Here is a 15304-nt window from a genome sequence, read left to right as displayed (position 1 = left end):
TTCTCGCCTTCGGGCGTCGGCCCGAAGACCCTCGCCGCAGCGGTCGACGCGCGGGTTTGGGAGGTCGATCTCCCGACCGGGTCGCACCGGAAGCTCGCCCGCGGCCGTCCCGGCGCCGTTCGGCCCGCCCGGCTCACACCCGGATACCGTCATCGGGCTGCCGCTGGGGGATTCACGCGTTTCGCTCTTTGCTGCGCGCAGCGCGCATGCACACCGCCCGCCCGCGACCCGCTGCCGGACGACCTACGCCGGCGGACCCCCGGCCCGTCCCAGACGAGTCACACCTCTTCGCCTCCTTCGCGCTCGTGGGCGGGCAATCCGCACCACCCGCGCCCAGACCACCGTCAGGTGGATCTCACGATTCGACCCCCATCCGCGCACCGGCCTGCATGCCGGCCCCGGCGTGCGCTCGCAGCCGGCGACCCGCGCGGCCCCCCGCGCCCGGCCCGCCGGCAGGCGAGTCGCACGTTTCGCCCCCACTCGCGCGGTCGCGGCCTGCGCCCCTCCTCTACCCCCATCCGCCGCCAGGCGCATCGCACGTTGTGGCCCACCCGTGAGCTCATGGCCCGCGACCCAGCCCCTGCCGCGCCCGCCGCCAGGCGACCCGACACCGGATGGTTTGTGTGTTTCGGTCTCTTCCGGGGGCGCCTGCTCGTACCCTGCGCACCGCAGGGTTGTGCGGGGTAGTGCGAGGAGAGGGTCGATGGCGCGAGACGTGCGGGAAACGGGTAATGCGTGGGACATGTGTGCCGAGGGTCACGACGAGCACGAGTGGGTGTATCAGTACGGGCCGGACGGGCCGACCGGCAATCCGTGGGCCAAAGCCTGCAAGCACTGCGGGAAGATGGCGGGCGCGAACGTGCCCGAAAGCCGACTGCTCGGACGGTCCGCCGGTGGTGACTGTCTGGGCGGTTGACGGGACCCGACAAAAAACTGGAACACGTTTCAGCTGTACCCGAGCATCGGTGCCCATCACGTTCGGAGTACGTTGACCCCACCGGCAACGTGGCCGGCAGCTCCACCGCAGGCCATGAACATGGCGGGTTGCCGTACCCATGACGAGGTGGGGCGGCGAATTGTGCCCGCCTTCGAATCCCTAGACTCTCCGCAGTTGAGGAGGGAGCCAGATCGTGCGCAAGGTACTCATCGCCAACCGTGGGGAAATCGCGGTCCGCGTCGCCCGAGCATGCCGGGATGCCGGCATCGCCAGTGTGGCCGTCTACGCCGAGCCGGACCGGGATGCTCTGCACGTGCGGGTGGCCGACGAGGCCCACGCGCTCGGCGGAAACACTCCGGCCGAGAGCTACCTGGACGTGGCCAAGGTTTTGCAGGCCGCCCAGGACGCCGGCGCGGACGCCATCCACCCCGGATACGGGTTCCTGTCGGAGAACGCGGAATTCGCCCAGGCCGTGCTGGATGCCGGCCTCGTCTGGATCGGACCGCCGCCGCAGGCGATCCGCGATCTCGGTGACAAGGTGGCCGCCCGGCACATCGCCCAGCGGGCCGGCGCGCCCCTGGTCGCCGGCACCCCGGACCCGGTCTCGGGCGCCGAGGAAGTGGTGGAGTTCGCGAAGGCCAACGGCCTGCCGATCGCCATCAAGGCCGCCTTCGGTGGCGGCGGGCGCGGTCTCAAGGTGGCCCGCACTCTCGAAGAAGTCCCCGAGCTGTACGACTCGGCGGTGCGCGAGGCGGTGGCCGCGTTCGGTCGCGGCGAGTGCTTCGTCGAGCGTTACCTGGACAAGCCGCGGCACGTCGAGACCCAGTGTCTGGCCGACACCCACGGCAACGTGGTGGTCGTGTCCACCCGCGACTGTTCGCTTCAGCGCCGGCACCAGAAGCTCGTCGAGGAGGCGCCCGCGCCGTTCCTCACCGAGGAGCAGAACGCCGAGCTGTACCGCGCGTCGAAGGCCATCCTCAAGGAGGCCGGCTACGTCGGCGCCGGGACCTGCGAGTTCCTGGTGGGCCAGGACGGCACCATCTCCTTCCTGGAGGTCAACACCCGTCTCCAGGTCGAGCACCCGGTCACCGAAGAGGTCACCGGCATCGACCTGGTGCGCGAGATGTTCCGGATCGCCGACGGCGAGGAGCTCGGCTACGACGACCCGCCGCGGCGCGGCCACTCGTTCGAGTTCCGGATCAACGGCGAGGACCCGGGGCGCGGCTTCCTGCCCGCTCCCGGCGAGGTCACCAAGTGGCTGCCGCCGTCCGGCCCGGGCGTACGCCTGGACTCGGGCGTCGAGCAGGGCTCGGTGATCGGTCCGGCGTGGGACTCGCTGCTCGCGAAGCTGATCGTCACCGGTCGCGACCGCGGCCAGGCGCTCCAGCGGGCCAAGCGCGCGCTGGACGAGTTCGTCGTGGACGGGATGGCGACCGCGCTCACCTTCCACCGCGAGGTGGTGGTGGACCCGGCGTTCGCGCCCGAGCTCGACGGCTCGACCGAGCCGTTCACGGTGCACACCCGGTGGATCGAGACCGAGTTCGAGAACACGATCGCCCCGTTCGGCGGCGGCGCGGAGGCGGCCGAGGAGGCCGGCGAGCGCGAGACCGTCGTGGTCGAGGTCAACGGTCGGCGCTTCGAGGTCACCCTCCCGGCGGGCCTCGGCGCATCATCCGGTGCGGCCCCGGCCGCGGGGAAGAAGGCGCCCAAGCGCGGCGGTGCCAAGAAGGCCGGCGCTGCGGCGAGCGGCGACTCGTTGGCCAGTCCGATGCAGGGCACCATCGTCAAGGTCGCGGTCGAGGAGGGTCAGCAGGTCGCCGAGGGCGAGCTGATCGTGGTCCTCGAGGCGATGAAGATGGAACAGCCGCTCAACGCCCACCGGGCGGGCACTGTCAAGGGCCTGGTCGCCGAGGTCGGCGCGACGGTCACGTCCGGCGCGGTACTCTGCGAGATCAAGGACTGATCGGGGTCGAGGACCGGCTGCGATAGGGCCCCCGACCGGATCGCCGAGTACGACGCACAACGAACGCCCCCGCCCGAGAATTCGGCGCGGGGCGTTCGCGTCCGCGGACCGGGCCGAAGGGGGCGGCATGGACGCCTGGCTCATGGTCGCCACGGCACTCGCGGCCGGCGGCACCGGGGCCGCCGTGGGTATGCGGTGGTCGAGTCGTCGACGTGCGACCTCGCCCGGCGGGGCGGCCCTGCCCGGCGGGGCGGCGATGGGCACGATTGCCACCGCGCTGTACGAACGGGCCCGGGCCGAGTCGGTCGCGGCATTGCGCATCGAGGCCGACGCTCGACTCGCGGATCTCGCGAAGCGGACCCAGGCGCTCGTACCGGCGACGCATCCGGCCTCGTTGGCGGCACAGATTCGGGCTCTGGACGCGTGTGAGGCTGCTGCGTGGGTGCTGCGCGATGCCGACGATCTCCCCGATCTCGCGGGGGTCCTGGTGCTTGTCCGACACGCTGTCCGGGCGCTCGATGTGGCCGCGCACCGAGCCGGGCGGGCGCTGTCGGGGGACACGCACGGGGAGGACGCGGACGACGACCCGTTCCGCGTCTCGGTCTGCGTGCTCAACCCCCTGCACGGGATCGCGTTCGGCCGGCTGCAGTGGGCCATCCGCGGCCGGACTCGGCTGTCCGTGCCCGCGTGCCACGCGTGCCTGATCGCCGCGAGCGAGCGCACCATGGCGGATGTACTCACCCAGCGGGTGGCGGATGGCGCATACCTGGCCTACTACGAGGTCCCGGAGGATCGAAGCGTGTGGTCGGCGACGGGGTTCGGGGCCTTCGGCGGCGACCTGGTCGAACACGTGCGAAACGCGTTGCCCGGGGGGCGCCGGGCAGGCGGCGGGTGATCCCTGATCCGTCGCGCGTGATCACTGGTCGGGCATCACCCCCGGGACGCGCATGTCCCGCATCCGCTCCCCGTTGAACTCCGCGCGGGCGCCGGGAACGGCCCGCTGCGGGAGGGGGGCGATGTGCACCTGTGCGCCCAGTTCGGCCAGGGCCTCGCTCTCCGGGCCGGGAGCATCCTCGTCGGTGACGAGGTGGGTGATGCGTTCGGGGGCCACCGTCTGGAACATCGTGTCCACACCGATCTTGGTGTGGTCGACCATGACGACGACCTCGTGGGCGGCCTGGATCAGGGCGCGGTCCACGCTCGCGGACAGCATGTTGGGGGTGGACAGGCCACGCTCGGCGGTCAGCCCGTTGCCGGACACGAACGCGCGACGCACACGCAGACCCGCCAGGGCCTGCTCGGCTCCGCTGCCGACCAACGCGTAGGACGACCCGCGCAGCGTGCCGCCGGTCATCACGACCTCGACCCGATTGGCGTGGGCGAGGACCTGCGCGACAAGGAGGGAGTTGGTGACCACGGTCAGGCCCGGGATCCGGGCCAGCCTGCGGGCCAGCTCCTGCGTGGTGGTGCCGGCGCCCACGACGATCGCGTCCCCCTCGTCGACGAGGGAGACCGCGAGGTCGGCCATGGCCGCCTTCTCCGCCGCCGCGAGGTGGGTCTTCTGCGAATAGCTCGGCTCACGGGACAGCCCACCGGGCAGCACCGCTCCACCGTGCCGACGGTCGAGCAGCCCTTCGGCTTCCAGGGCCCGCACGTCCCGCCGAACCGTCACCTCGGACGTCTGGACCACCCGGGCGAGTTCCCGTAGGGACACCGCTCCGTTGGCCCGCACCATTTCAAGAATCAGTTGACGACGCTCTGCTGCGAACACGTGACGAAGGTAACGCGAACGACCGGCTCTTATCAGCCGCTTGCGACTCTTACCCGAACTTGTTCATCAAAGTGATAAGACCGCTTCGGTTTCCGGGCACAGCAAAGCCGCAGCGTTCGGAAGGGCCAACCATAACGCTGCTCACCCGGAGCCGGATACCGTTGCGTACACCGATTTTGATTCCGCGTCAGTCGGGCTCGGCGGTTGTGGAACACACCGCGAGGCGGCGATCACACCCGGTCCGATTCGAGTATGCGCGGCGGCCTCGGAGCACAGCGGATGTTCGAGAAAAAGCCACTCGTAAGTGGAGTCCCCGGGAGTGCGGAATCCGAATTCCGCGCGCCCCTCGCACGCCGGAGGCCACCCGCCCCCGGCTGCAATGATCTTGACGCCGCATCGATCTTGAACTCGGGATCGCCCCGGGGTGGACCGCGCCGATAAAGATCGGCGCGGCGCGATGGTCACGGCGGGATCGCCGGCACCCCGGGATCGACCCGGCCGATTCGCCCCGGACCGGTCAGGAACGCTCGCGCCGGTGCAATTGCCGGGCGGCTTCCGCGATCGAGCCCGAAAGGGAGGGGTAGACGGTGAATCCGCTGGCGATCTGGTCGACCGTCAAGTGCAGGTCCACGGCGAGCGCGACGGTGTGGATCAACTCGCTCGCGCGCGGCGCCACGATCACACCGCCGACCACGATCCCGGTACCCGGGCGGCAGAACAGCTTCACGAAACCGTCGTGAATGCCCTGCATCTTCGCGCGCGGGTTGCGCGAGAGCGGCAGCTTCACACCGCGCGCGTCGATCTCGCCCGCGTCGATCGCGGCCTGGGTATATCCCACCGTGGCGATCTCGGGATCGGTGAACACGTTCGACGACACGGCCTTGAGGTTCAGCGGGGCCACCGCGTCACCGAGCATGTGGTACATCGCGATCCGGCCCTGCATCGCCGCGACCGACGCGAGCGCGAACACGCCGGTGCAGTCGCCCGCCGAGTACACCCCGTTCGCGGTGGTGCGCGAGACCCGGTCCACCCGTACGTGTCCGGTGTCCTTGAGGAAGACGCCCGCTTCCTCCAGACCGATGCCCGCGGTGTTCGGGATCGCGCCGACGGCGACCAGGCAGTGGCTGCCCTCGATGATCTGACCGTCGGTCAGCGTGACGATGACGCTGTCCCCGTCCCGCTTGACGCTCTCCGCGCGCGAGCGCGACATCACCCGCATGCCACGCCGACGGAACACTCCTTCGAGCACCTCGGCCGCGTCCGGGTCCTCGCCCGGCAGCACCCGGTCGCGGCTGGAGACCAGGGTCACCTTCGAGCCGAGCGCCTGGTACGCGCCGGCGAACTCGGCGCCGGTGACGCCGGAGCCGACCACGATCAGTTCGCGCGGCAGTTCGGACAGGCCGTACATCTGCTTCCAGTTCAGGATCCGCTCGCCGTCCGGCTCCGCGCCCGGGATCTCGCGCGGGTGGGCCCCGGTGGAGATCAGGATCGCGTCCGCGTCCAGCGAGCGCTCGGTGCCGTCGGCCAGGTCGGCCACCACGCGGCGCGGCCCGTCGAGGCGGGCGGTGCCGCGCAGCACCCGCACGCCGGCGCGTGTGACGCTCTGCGCGATGTCGTTGGACTGGGCCTTGGCCAGTTGCAGCACGCGCCGGTTGACCACGCCCAGGTCCACGCCCACGATCGGGCGATCCAGCGTGCCGGGGGTGCCGTCGTCGACGTAGATGCCGAGCTCGTGGTGCGAGTCGGCGAAGTTCGTCATGACCTCGGCCGTGGCGATCAGGGTCTTGGACGGGACACAGTCCGTCAGTACAGCCGCACCACCCACACCTTCGCGCTCTACCACCGTCACCTCGGCTCCGAGCTGTGCCGCGACCAAAGCCGCCTCGTACCCGCCGGGTCCTCCGCCTACGATCACAATCCGAGTCACGGGTGTCATTCTCTCCCATGCCCGCGCGTCGCGTAGGCTGCGGCCATGCCCCTCTACGCCGCGTACGCAAGCAACCTCGACGCGCGGCAGATGGCTCGGCGTGCCCCACACTCCCCTCTGCGCCACACCGGTTGGCTGCCCGGCTGGCGGCTGACCTTCGGCGGCGAGCAGTTGGGCTGGGACGGATCGCTGGCCACGGTCGTCGAGGACGAGTTGTCCCAGGTATTCGTCGCGCTGTACGACCTGGCCGAGATGGACGAGCCCGACCTCGACCGCTGGGAGGGCATGCCGCTGGGCCTCTACCGCAAGGTCCGGGTCCGGGTGGAGTCGCTCTTCGGCGAGCAGTTGGCGTGGCTGTACGTCCTCAACGACTACGAGGGCGGCCTGCCCTCGGCGCGCTACCTCGGCATGGTCGCCGAGTCGGCCGAGTCCGCCGGTGCCCCCGACGACTACGTCAAGGAACTCCGCAACCGCCCCTGCTCGTAGGCCGCACGGCCGACCACACCCGGCCGGCCCGGCCCCCGTGGGGAACCCACATCGCCCGCCCGCTCGCCGCACGGGCACCCTTCGGGTGCTCGGGTCGGCGGGCCCGCGTGCGGCGATGCCCGACGCCCTGTCAGACTCGGCCCGTCGGTTTGGCCAGTCCGGGGAGCGCGCCGTGTCGGAGATCCGTTTCACCTTGCGTTTTCGGCAGCGTTGGGTGTACCTCCTGCTCCCCGCGCTGTTCGCCGCGCTGTCCGTGTTCGAATTCGCGGCCGGCGGGTCCGACGGCCGCTACCCGCTCTTCCTGGCCCCCCTGTTCCTGCTGAACTTCCTGCTGTTCTCCCGGTTCGACACACGGGTGACCCCCCTGGGCATCACCTGGCGCCGCTACGGCACCCGGCACCTGGACTGGTCCGAAGTCGCACACGTGCGCGAACGTCGCCTGCTGGGCAGCCGCACCATCCAGCTCGTGCTCGCCGACGGGAAGGTGCTGAACCTGGCGGTCCCGGTGGACGCACTGTTTCAGCGCGATCGCGAGTACGACGCAAAACTCGCCACCGTCTGGAACGCCTGGGCCGGCGCGACCGGCCGCGCCCCCTATCTCCCCGGCCCCGACGCACCGGCACACTGGCGGGCCCAGGTCCCCGGCGAGAAATCCACGCCGCCCGGACCGTAGATCCGGGAGCGGGCGAGCACCATGCCACCCGACACCGGCCCATCAACCCGACGCGGCGCTCACCCGACCCACGCCCACCGGGCGACGGGAGCCGGTCGGACCTGATCGACCCCGGCCGGGCTCGGCCCGCCTCGACCGACTCCCATGAACGGGCATATAGCCACATGCCGGTGCCAATCGTCTCCCGCTGTCATTGCGGTCGTATCACAGTCTTCTACGCGCATAGACCCCACTCGCGTTGTTCGCAGGTGCAGCATTTACGCTCATCGATGTGAACGTATTGGATAGCCACGACCCGTACACGGCCGCCGCCGAGGCCGCCGAAAGCCTTCAGCGGCTCACCGGTGCCGCCACGCACGACATCGCGCTCGTCATGGGCTCTGGCTGGGTGCCCGCCGCCGACATGCTGGGCGAGCCGGAACAGGAGTTCCCGGTCACCGAGCTGCCCGGCTTCCCGCCGCCCGCCGTCGAGGGCCACGCGGGCACGGTCCGCTCACTGGTCATCGGCGACCGTCGCGCGCTGGTCTTCCTCGGCCGCACCCACCTCTACGAGGGGCACGGCGTCGCCGCCGTCGCACACGGCGTGCGTACCGCGGTCGCGGCCGGCTGCAAGGCCGTCGTGCTGACCAACGGTTGCGGCGGCCTGCGGCCGTCCTTCGTACCCGGTCAGCCGGTGCTCATCAGCGACCACATCAACCTCACCGCCACGTCGCCCATCGTCGGGGCCAACTTCGTCGACCTGACCGACCTTTATTCGCCGCGGCTACGCGCGTTGTGCCGCGAGGTCGAGCCCGACCTCGAAGAGGGCGTGTACGTGCAGTTCCCCGGCCCGCACTACGAGACCCCGGCCGAGATCGGCATGGTCCGCGCGATCGGCGGGCACCTCGTCGGCATGTCCACGACCATCGAGGCGATCGCCGCACGCGAGGCCGGCGCCGAGATCCTGGGCATCTCGCTGGTGACCAACCTCGCCGCGGGCATGACCGGCGAACCGCTCAACCACGAAGAGGTCCTGGCCGCCGGACGCGCGTCCGCCGAGCGCATGGGCCGACTGTTGACCCAGGTCCTGCCGCGCATCTGAGCGTCCGCAGGCTTGTCCCGCCCTCTCCGATCCCTTCCGCACCGAGGAGTCCGTGTTGAGCGATGTCATCGAGATCGCGCGTGCCTGGCTGGCCGAGGACCCGGACCCGGACACCCGGGCCGAACTCGAAGCGTTGCTCGAAACGGACGACCGGGAGGGTCTCGCGGATCGCTTCGCCGGACTGCTCCAGTTCGGTACCGCGGGGTTGCGCGGCGAGTTGGGGGCGGGACCGAACCGGATGAACCGCGCGGTGGTGATCCGCGCCGCGGCGGGTCTGGCCGCTTACCTCAAGACCGCGTACGTCACCGACACGGCCGCCCCCGCCGCGACGCGCAACGCGGTGGTGATCGGGTTCGACGCGCGGCACAAGTCCGACGTGTTCGCCCGGGACACCGCCGCCGTCATGGAGGCGGCCGGGCTGCACGCGCTGCTGCTGCCCCGGCCGCTGCCCACCCCCGTGCTCGCCTTCGCGATCCGGCATCTGGGTTGCGTGGCGGGGGTGATGGTCACCGCGAGCCACAACCCGCCGCGCGACAACGGCTACAAGGTCTACCTCGGCGACGGGTCGCAGATCGTGCCGCCCGCCGACGCGGAGATCGCCGGGCACATCGCGGCGGTCCGCTCGCTCGCCGATGTGCCGATGGCCGAAGACGGCTGGGAGACGCTCGGCGAGGCGCTGATCGACTCCTACCTCGACCGTGCCCTGACCGTCGTCGACCCGGCCGGGCCGCGCGACGTGCGCATCGTGCACACCGCGATGCACGGCGTGGGCACCACCGTGATGCTCGGCGCGTTCGATCGCGCGGGCTTCGCGGACGTGCGACCGGTGCCCGAACAGGCGGACCCGGACCCGGACTTTCCGACCGTGGCGTTCCCGAACCCGGAGGAACCCGGGGCGATGGACCTCGCGTTTCGCACCGCGCTCGCCGAGGACGCGGACGTGGTGATCGCCAACGACCCGGACGCCGACCGGTGTGCGGTCGCGGTGCCGGATCCGACCGTCGCGGGCGGGTGGCGGATGTTGCGCGGCGACGAGGTCGGCGCGCTGCTCGGCGCCGAGGTCGCCCGCCGGGGCACCGACGGCATCCTGGCCACCACGATCGTGTCCTCCTCGCTGCTGGGCGCGATCGCGCGGGCGAACGGCATGGCGTACACGGAGACCCTGACCGGCTTCAAGTGGCTCGCGCGTGTGCCGAACCTGGCCTTCGCGTTCGAGGAGGCGCTGGGCTACTGCGTGGACCCGACCGGGGTGTGCGACAAGGACGGCGTCACCGCCGCGCTGATGCTGGCCGAACTCGCGGCCGGCGCCAAGCGGGACGGCAGGACGCTGCCCGGCCTGCTGGACGACATCGCCGGCCGGTACGGGCTGTACGCGACCGACCAGTATTCGGTGCGGGTGGACCGTCTCGAACGGATCGCGGACGCCATGCGGGGGCTGCGCGAGCGGACCCCCAAGACGCTCGGCGACCTGGCCGTGGCAACCGCCGAGGACCTGCTGTACCCGGCGGCCGACGGCCTGCCGCCCACCGACGGCCTGCGCTACACGCTGGCCGGCGACGGCGCGGACCTGCTCGCGGGTCGGGTCGTGGTACGGCCGTCCGGGACCGAACCCAAGCTCAAGGCCTACCTGGAGGTCGTGGTCGACCCGAAGCGGATCGCCGAGATCGGCATCGACGCCGCCCGCGTGGCGGCACACGCGGCGCTGGACCGGCTGAAGCGGGACCTGGCCACGACGCTGGGCATGTAGCGCGCCCACGATCGATGCGGACCGACGAACCGATGGGGCGGGGTGGCCGATCGGCCACCCCGCCCCGTCGGCGGATCAACCCCGGGGCCCGGTCGCAGGGGCTGGTGGTACCCGCGTACGGGGTCGACGTGGCCCTTCGGGTGGATGTGCGCATCGGGGCTGCCGGCGGATCGTGAAAGGGTCCGGTCGACCCCCGGCCCCGAGAGGACGCCATGACCACCCTGACCCACTCCTCCGTCCGGAACCCTTCCGTGCGCGCTCGCCTGCGGCATGTCTGGCAATGGGCGAAGGCCGGGCGCTCGATCCCGGCACTCGCGACCTTCCTCGGCGGCGTGCTGATCCTGCCGATGCTCGCGTTCGGCGTGGCCTACCCGCTGCTCTCGGGCAGCGCCGACACGCTCTTCCACTCCTCCGCGCAGGACATCAGCGCGTGGGGTGGACCCGACATCGGCGGGCCGTGGGGTGGCCACGTCACGGTCGCCGCACTTGCGGTGAGCGGCACACTGATCGTGTTGTACAGCGCCGCGCGGGTGTTGCGGCGGCGCGCACGGTGAATTCGGCCGGGCCGCGACCCGGCCGGCCTGTGGCGCCGGCCGAGCCGGATTCCCGTGTGACTTCGGCGTGGCGCGCCCCGCCGGCTCGGTTCTCGGGGTCAGAGCAGGCCCAGAAGCAGTGCGGCGGCGCCCGAGATCGCCAGGCCGCCGAGGATTTCCGGGGACCAGTGGACCTGGACCGGGCCGGTGGACTTCTTGGCGAACTGCTCGCTCATCCCGCGCAGGTCGTCCACGACCTGGTCGGCGCGGGAGAGTTGGGGCAGATCGTGGGTGCCGTGGCCGTACGGGTCCTCCGCGGCCGCGCGGCCCTGTTGCCGCAGCGCCCGCTTGCGTTCGCGCAGCGAGACCGGAATGGCCCAGATGTGGAACGCCTTCTCGTCCGCGCGCACCTCGATCGAGTACTCGGCCCGGACCCGCTCCACCGCGCCCCACGGCACCACGATGGTGCGGAACGGGTTGCGAATCACCAGCCGTTCCGGCCCCACCAGCACGGCCGAGCGCAGTGTGAGCGCGACCACCAGGATCGCGAAGAAGATCACGACGGCGACGGCGAGCCATTTGGTTCGACCCTCGCCGCGGATCAGCGTGTCGATCACCATCCACATCCCGACGGCGATCAGAAGCACCCCGACGGCCATCGCCGGCCGGGAGCGATACGTGGTGATGTCCTCGTCGCTGCTCATGTCCGGTGATTGTGCCGCACGGCACCGCTCGGGTTTGGCTCGACCGGACCACTGGGCCCGACGCTACGCGAGTAGATATGCTCGTCTTGTGAGCATGCCGTCTGCAATTCTCGCCGACCCGGCCGAGGTCACCTCGTCCGAAGCGGCCCTTCGACGCTTTCTGCACGGTCTTCCCGGCGTCGACAGGGTCGGAACCGAAGCGCGGGCAGCAATGCTCGCGACACGCTCGATCAAGAACGATGCCAAGGTCGCCGCGATCGACCTCGCCATCAAGATGATCGACCTGACCACCTTGGAAGGTGCCGATACCCCGGGCAAGGTCCGGGCCCTGTGCGCGAAGGCGCTGCACCCGGACCCGGGCGCCCCGGACGCGCCCCGGCCCGCCGCGATCTGTGTCTACGGCGACCTGGTCGCCGAGGCCAAGACCGCGCTCGGCGACTCCGGCGTGCACGTCGCCGCCGTCGCGACCGCGTTCCCCTCCGGGCGTGCCTCACTCGACGTCAAGCTGGCCGACGTGGCCTACGCGGTCGCCGCCGGCGCGGACGAGATCGACATGGTCATCGACCGTGGTGCGTTCCTCGCCGGGCGCTACCGGGCCGTCTTCGACGAGATCGTCGCCGTCAAGGCCGCCTGCGCGCGCAGCGCGGCCGCCGGCGGCGGCAGCGCCCATCTCAAGGTGATCCTGGAGACCGGTGAACTGTCGACGTACGACAACGTGCGCCGCGCGTCGTGGCTCGCGATGCTCGCGGGTGCCGACTTCATCAAGACGTCCACGGGCAAGGTCGCGGTCAACGCGACGCTGCCGGTGACTCTGGTGATGCTCCAGGCGGTCCGCGACTTCCGCGAGGCCACGGGTCGCCAGGTCGGCGTCAAGCCGGCCGGCGGGATCCGCACCACCAAGGACGCGATGAAGTACCTCGTGCTGGTCAACGAGACGGTCGGCGCGGACTGGTTGGACCCGGACTGGTTCCGACTCGGCGCCTCCAGCCTGCTCAACGACCTCCTGATGCAGCGCCAGAAGCTGGCCACGGGCCGCTACTCCGGCCCCGACTACGTGACGGTGGACTGACACCCATGGGCAACCCATTCGAGTACGCGCCCGCGCCCGAGTCGCGCGCGATCGTCGACATCGCCCCGGCGTACGGGCTGTTCATCGACGGAAAGTTCACCGACGCGGCGGACGGCGGTCGGCTCAAGACCGTGAACCCGGCCACCGAGGAGGTGCTGGCCGAGATCGCGGTCGGCGGCGAGGCGGACGTGGACCGCGCGGTCAAGGCCGCGCGCAAAGCGTTCAAGTCGTGGTCGGCGCTGCCCGGCGCGGAGCGGGCCAAGTACCTGTTCCGGATCGCCCGGCTGATCCAGGAGCACGGGCGCGAGCTCGCGGTGCTGGAGTCGATCGACAACGGCAAGCCGATCCGCGAGTCGCGCGACGTGGACATTCCGCTGGTGGCGGCGCACTTCTTCCACTATGCGGGCTGGGCCGACAAGCTCGCGCACGCCGGCTTCGGAAGGGATCCCAAGCCGATCGGCGTGGCCGGCCAGGTCATCCCGTGGAACTTTCCGCTGCTGATGCTGGCCTGGAAGGTGGCGCCGGCCCTCGCGGGCGGCAACACCGTGGTGCTCAAGCCGGCCGAGACCACCCCGCTGACCGCGCTGCGGTTCGCCGAGATCTGTGTCGAGGCCGGCCTGCCGGACGGTGTGCTGAACATCGTCACCGGCGCCGGCGAGACCGGGCGGGCGCTGATCGCCCACCCGGACGTGGACAAGGTCGCGTTCACCGGCTCGACCGCGGTGGGCAAGGAGATCGCCCGCACCATCGCGGGCACCCGCAAGCGGGTCACCCTCGAACTCGGCGGCAAGGCCGCGAACATCGTCTACGACGACGCCGCGATCGACTCCGCCGTGGACGGCATCGTCGAGGGCATCTTCTTCAACGGCGGCCAGGTCTGCTGCGCCGGCTCGCGCCTGCTCGTGCAGGAGTCGGTGGCCGACGAACTGCTGGCGAGCCTGACCCGGCGGATCAAGACGCTGCGCGTGGGCGACCCGCTGGACAAGAACACCGATGTCGGCGCGATCAACTCGGCCGCACAGCTCTCCCGGATCCGGGAACTGGTCACGGCGGGCGAGGCCGAGGGCGCCGAGCGCTGGTCCCTGGCCGGCGAGCTGCCCGGCAAGGGCTTCTGGTTCCCGCCGACGGTGTTCACCGGCGTCACCCAGGCGCACCGGATCGCCCGGGACGAGATCTTCGGCCCGGTGCTGACCGTACAGACCTTCCGCACCCCCGCCGAGGCGGTGGAGAAGGCGAACAACTCCGCGTACGGCCTGTCCGCGGGAGTGTGGACGGAAAAGGGCGCCAAGGCCCTGTGGACCGCGCAGCGGCTGCGGGCCGGCGTCGTGTGGACCAACACGTTCAACAAGTTCGACCCGGCCTCGCCGTTCGGCGGGTTCAAGGAGTCGGGCTTCGGCCGCGAGGGTGGCCGCCACGGGCTGGAGGCCTACCTCGATGTCTGAGCGCCTTGAGGTGTTGAAGACCTACAAGCTGTACGTCGGGGGCAAGTTCCCCCGGTCCGAGAGCGGGCGGGTGTACGCGGTGACCGACAGCAAGGGCCGGACCCTGGCGAACGCGCCGCGCGGGAGTCGCAAGGACGCCCGGGACGCGGTCGTCGCGGCCCGCAAGGCGTTCCCGGGCTGGTCCGGCGCCACCGCCTACAACCGGGGCCAGATCCTGTACCGGATCGCCGAGATGCTGGAGGGTCGGCGCGAGCAGTTCGCGACCGAGGTCGCCGAGGCCGAGGGAATCGGCCGGACCAAGGCGCTCGCGTCGGTGGACGCGGCCGTGGACCGCTGGGTCTGGTACGCCGGGTGGACCGACAAGCTCGCCCAGGTCGCGGGCGGTGCCAACCCGGTCGCGGGCCCCTTCGCGAACTGGTCGACGCCCGAGCCCACCGGCGTGGTCGCGGTGATCGCCTCGCAGCGCTCGTCGCTGCTGGGCCTGACGAGTGCGGTCGCGCCCGTGATCGCCACCGGCAATACCGCGGTCGTGCTCGCGGCCGGCGCCTCGGCGCTGCCCGCGTTGTCCTTCGCCGAGGTACTCGCGGTGTCCGACCTGCCGGGCGGCGTGATCAACATCCTGACCGGTCACCCTGCCGAGATCGCCCCGACGCTCGCGTCCCACCAGGACGTCAACGCGATCGACCTGACCGGCGTGGCGCCGGACGCGGGCGTCGCGTCGGCGCGCGACCTGGAGATCGCCGCGGCGGACAACCTCAAGCGCGTGTTGCGCCCCGAGGCCAAGGAGCCGGACTGGTCCGCCGACCCGGGGACGGGTCGGATGCTGGCGTTCACCGAGATCCGGACGGTCTGGCACCCGACCGGATACTGATCGCCGGACCACGCGCCCGGTGCATCACGACGGACCGCCGGCCCGTCACCCACGTGGGTGACGGGCGGTGTGTAAGGGACACGGGCTAAAATAGAACAAC

General features: G+C 71.2%; 14 protein-coding genes. 11 read left to right on the top strand and 3 right to left on the bottom strand.

All coding sequences use genetic code 11. The features are described from left to right. Positions 1-703: 703 nt before the first annotated feature. The 3 genes from ABZS54_RS37135 (at position 704) to ABZS54_RS37125 (ending at position 3795) form a co-directional block, all read left to right on the top strand. Positions 704-916: a hypothetical protein gene (locus ABZS54_RS37135; protein ID WP_355546336.1), complete on the top strand. Its 213-nt coding sequence runs from the start codon at positions 704-706 to the stop codon at positions 914-916. A 214-nt stretch (positions 917-1130) separates the two neighbouring features. Continuing rightward, positions 1131-2900: a biotin carboxylase N-terminal domain-containing protein gene (locus tag ABZS54_RS37130; RefSeq protein ID WP_355546334.1), complete on the top strand. Its 1770-nt coding sequence runs from the start codon at positions 1131-1133 to the stop codon at positions 2898-2900. Between the two features lie 127 nt (positions 2901-3027). Then, on the top strand, positions 3028-3795 hold the full coding sequence (locus tag ABZS54_RS37125) for a hypothetical protein (protein WP_355546332.1): 768 nt from the start codon (positions 3028-3030) through the stop codon (positions 3793-3795). A 21-nt stretch (positions 3796-3816) separates the two neighbouring features. Here the strand turns inward: ABZS54_RS37125 and ABZS54_RS37120 are convergent, their stop codons facing one another. Both ABZS54_RS37120 and ABZS54_RS37115 read right to left on the bottom strand, forming a co-directional pair. Beyond that, positions 3817-4671, bottom strand: a complete 855-nt coding sequence (locus tag ABZS54_RS37120; RefSeq protein ID WP_078975593.1) for a DeoR/GlpR family DNA-binding transcription regulator — start codon at positions 4669-4671, stop codon at positions 3817-3819. A gap of 517 nt (positions 4672-5188) precedes the next feature. Then, a complete protein-coding gene (locus tag ABZS54_RS37115; RefSeq protein ID WP_355546330.1) occupies positions 5189-6607 on the bottom strand; it encodes an NAD(P)H-quinone dehydrogenase in 1419 nt (472 codons plus the stop codon). Positions 6608-6643: 36 nt separating this feature from the next. Here ABZS54_RS37115 and ABZS54_RS37110 point away from each other — a divergent pair, with 36 nt between their 5' ends. From ABZS54_RS37110 to ABZS54_RS37090, 5 genes are all read left to right on the top strand, one after another. Beyond that, the gene (locus ABZS54_RS37110; RefSeq protein WP_020552649.1) at positions 6644-7084 is read left to right on the top strand and encodes a gamma-glutamylcyclotransferase; all 441 of its coding nucleotides are present in this window, start codon (positions 6644-6646) and stop codon (positions 7082-7084) included. Between the two features lie 172 nt (positions 7085-7256). After that, on the top strand, positions 7257-7757 hold the full coding sequence (locus ABZS54_RS37105) for a hypothetical protein (protein ID WP_355546328.1): 501 nt from the start codon (positions 7257-7259) through the stop codon (positions 7755-7757). A 271-nt stretch (positions 7758-8028) separates the two neighbouring features. Then, complete coding sequence (locus ABZS54_RS37100) at positions 8029-8838, top strand: purine-nucleoside phosphorylase (RefSeq protein WP_355546326.1); 810 nt, start codon at positions 8029-8031, stop codon at positions 8836-8838. A 52-nt stretch (positions 8839-8890) separates the two neighbouring features. After that, positions 8891-10585: a phospho-sugar mutase gene (locus tag ABZS54_RS37095; RefSeq protein ID WP_355546324.1), complete on the top strand. Its 1695-nt coding sequence runs from the start codon at positions 8891-8893 to the stop codon at positions 10583-10585. Positions 10586-10797: 212 nt separating this feature from the next. Then, the gene (locus tag ABZS54_RS37090; protein WP_355546322.1) at positions 10798-11139 is read left to right on the top strand and encodes a hypothetical protein; all 342 of its coding nucleotides are present in this window, start codon (positions 10798-10800) and stop codon (positions 11137-11139) included. A 98-nt stretch (positions 11140-11237) separates the two neighbouring features. On the opposite strand, the gene ABZS54_RS37085 is transcribed toward ABZS54_RS37090, so the two are convergent. Next, positions 11238-11822 (bottom strand): PH domain-containing protein, encoded by a 585-nt coding sequence (locus tag ABZS54_RS37085; RefSeq protein ID WP_355546320.1) that lies wholly within the window; start codon positions 11820-11822, stop codon positions 11238-11240. 94 nt (positions 11823-11916) lie between these two features. On the opposite strand from ABZS54_RS37085, the gene deoC reads away from it, so the two are divergent. The 3 genes from deoC to ABZS54_RS37070 are packed head-to-tail and all read left to right on the top strand — an operon-like array spanning position 11917 to position 15204. Beyond that, entirely contained in the window at positions 11917-12891 is a 975-nt protein-coding gene (gene deoC / locus ABZS54_RS37080) for a deoxyribose-phosphate aldolase (protein WP_355546318.1), read from the top strand. A gap of 5 nt (positions 12892-12896) precedes the next feature. Further along, entirely contained in the window at positions 12897-14333 is a 1437-nt protein-coding gene (locus ABZS54_RS37075) for an aldehyde dehydrogenase family protein (protein WP_355546316.1), read from the top strand. Then, positions 14326-15204, top strand: coding sequence for an aldehyde dehydrogenase family protein (locus ABZS54_RS37070; RefSeq protein WP_355546314.1), 879 nt, complete (start codon positions 14326-14328; stop codon positions 15202-15204). Before ABZS54_RS37075 ends, ABZS54_RS37070 begins: the two co-directional genes overlap by 8 nt. Positions 15205-15304 lie beyond the last annotated feature (100 nt).

The organism is Embleya sp. NPDC005575, assembly GCF_040605455.1.
GTDB lineage: Bacteria > Actinomycetota > Actinomycetes > Streptomycetales > Streptomycetaceae > Embleya.
This window is presented reverse-complemented; position numbering and strand designations above follow the sequence as displayed.

What these genes read in the sequence shown, in the direction of transcription:
- ABZS54_RS37135 (WP_355546336.1), top strand. Translation starts at nt 704, where the DNA reads ATGGCGCGAGACGTGCGGGAAACGGGTAATGCGTGGGACATGTGTGCC.
- ABZS54_RS37125 (WP_355546332.1), top strand. Translation starts at nt 3,028, where the DNA reads ATGGACGCCTGGCTCATGGTCGCCACGGCACTCGCGGCCGGCGGCACC.
- ABZS54_RS37115 (WP_355546330.1), bottom strand. Translation starts at nt 6,607, where the DNA reads ATGACACCCGTGACTCGGATTGTGATCGTAGGCGGAGGACCCGGCGGG.
- ABZS54_RS37110 (WP_020552649.1), top strand. Translation starts at nt 6,644, where the DNA reads ATGCCCCTCTACGCCGCGTACGCAAGCAACCTCGACGCGCGGCAGATG.
- ABZS54_RS37090 (WP_355546322.1), top strand. Translation starts at nt 10,798, where the DNA reads ATGACCACCCTGACCCACTCCTCCGTCCGGAACCCTTCCGTGCGCGCT.
- ABZS54_RS37085 (WP_355546320.1), bottom strand. Translation starts at nt 11,822, where the DNA reads ATGAGCAGCGACGAGGACATCACCACGTATCGCTCCCGGCCGGCGATG.
- deoC (WP_355546318.1), top strand. Translation starts at nt 11,917, where the DNA reads ATGCCGTCTGCAATTCTCGCCGACCCGGCCGAGGTCACCTCGTCCGAA.
- ABZS54_RS37075 (WP_355546316.1), top strand. Translation starts at nt 12,897, where the DNA reads ATGGGCAACCCATTCGAGTACGCGCCCGCGCCCGAGTCGCGCGCGATC.
- ABZS54_RS37070 (WP_355546314.1), top strand. Translation starts at nt 14,326, where the DNA reads ATGTCTGAGCGCCTTGAGGTGTTGAAGACCTACAAGCTGTACGTCGGG.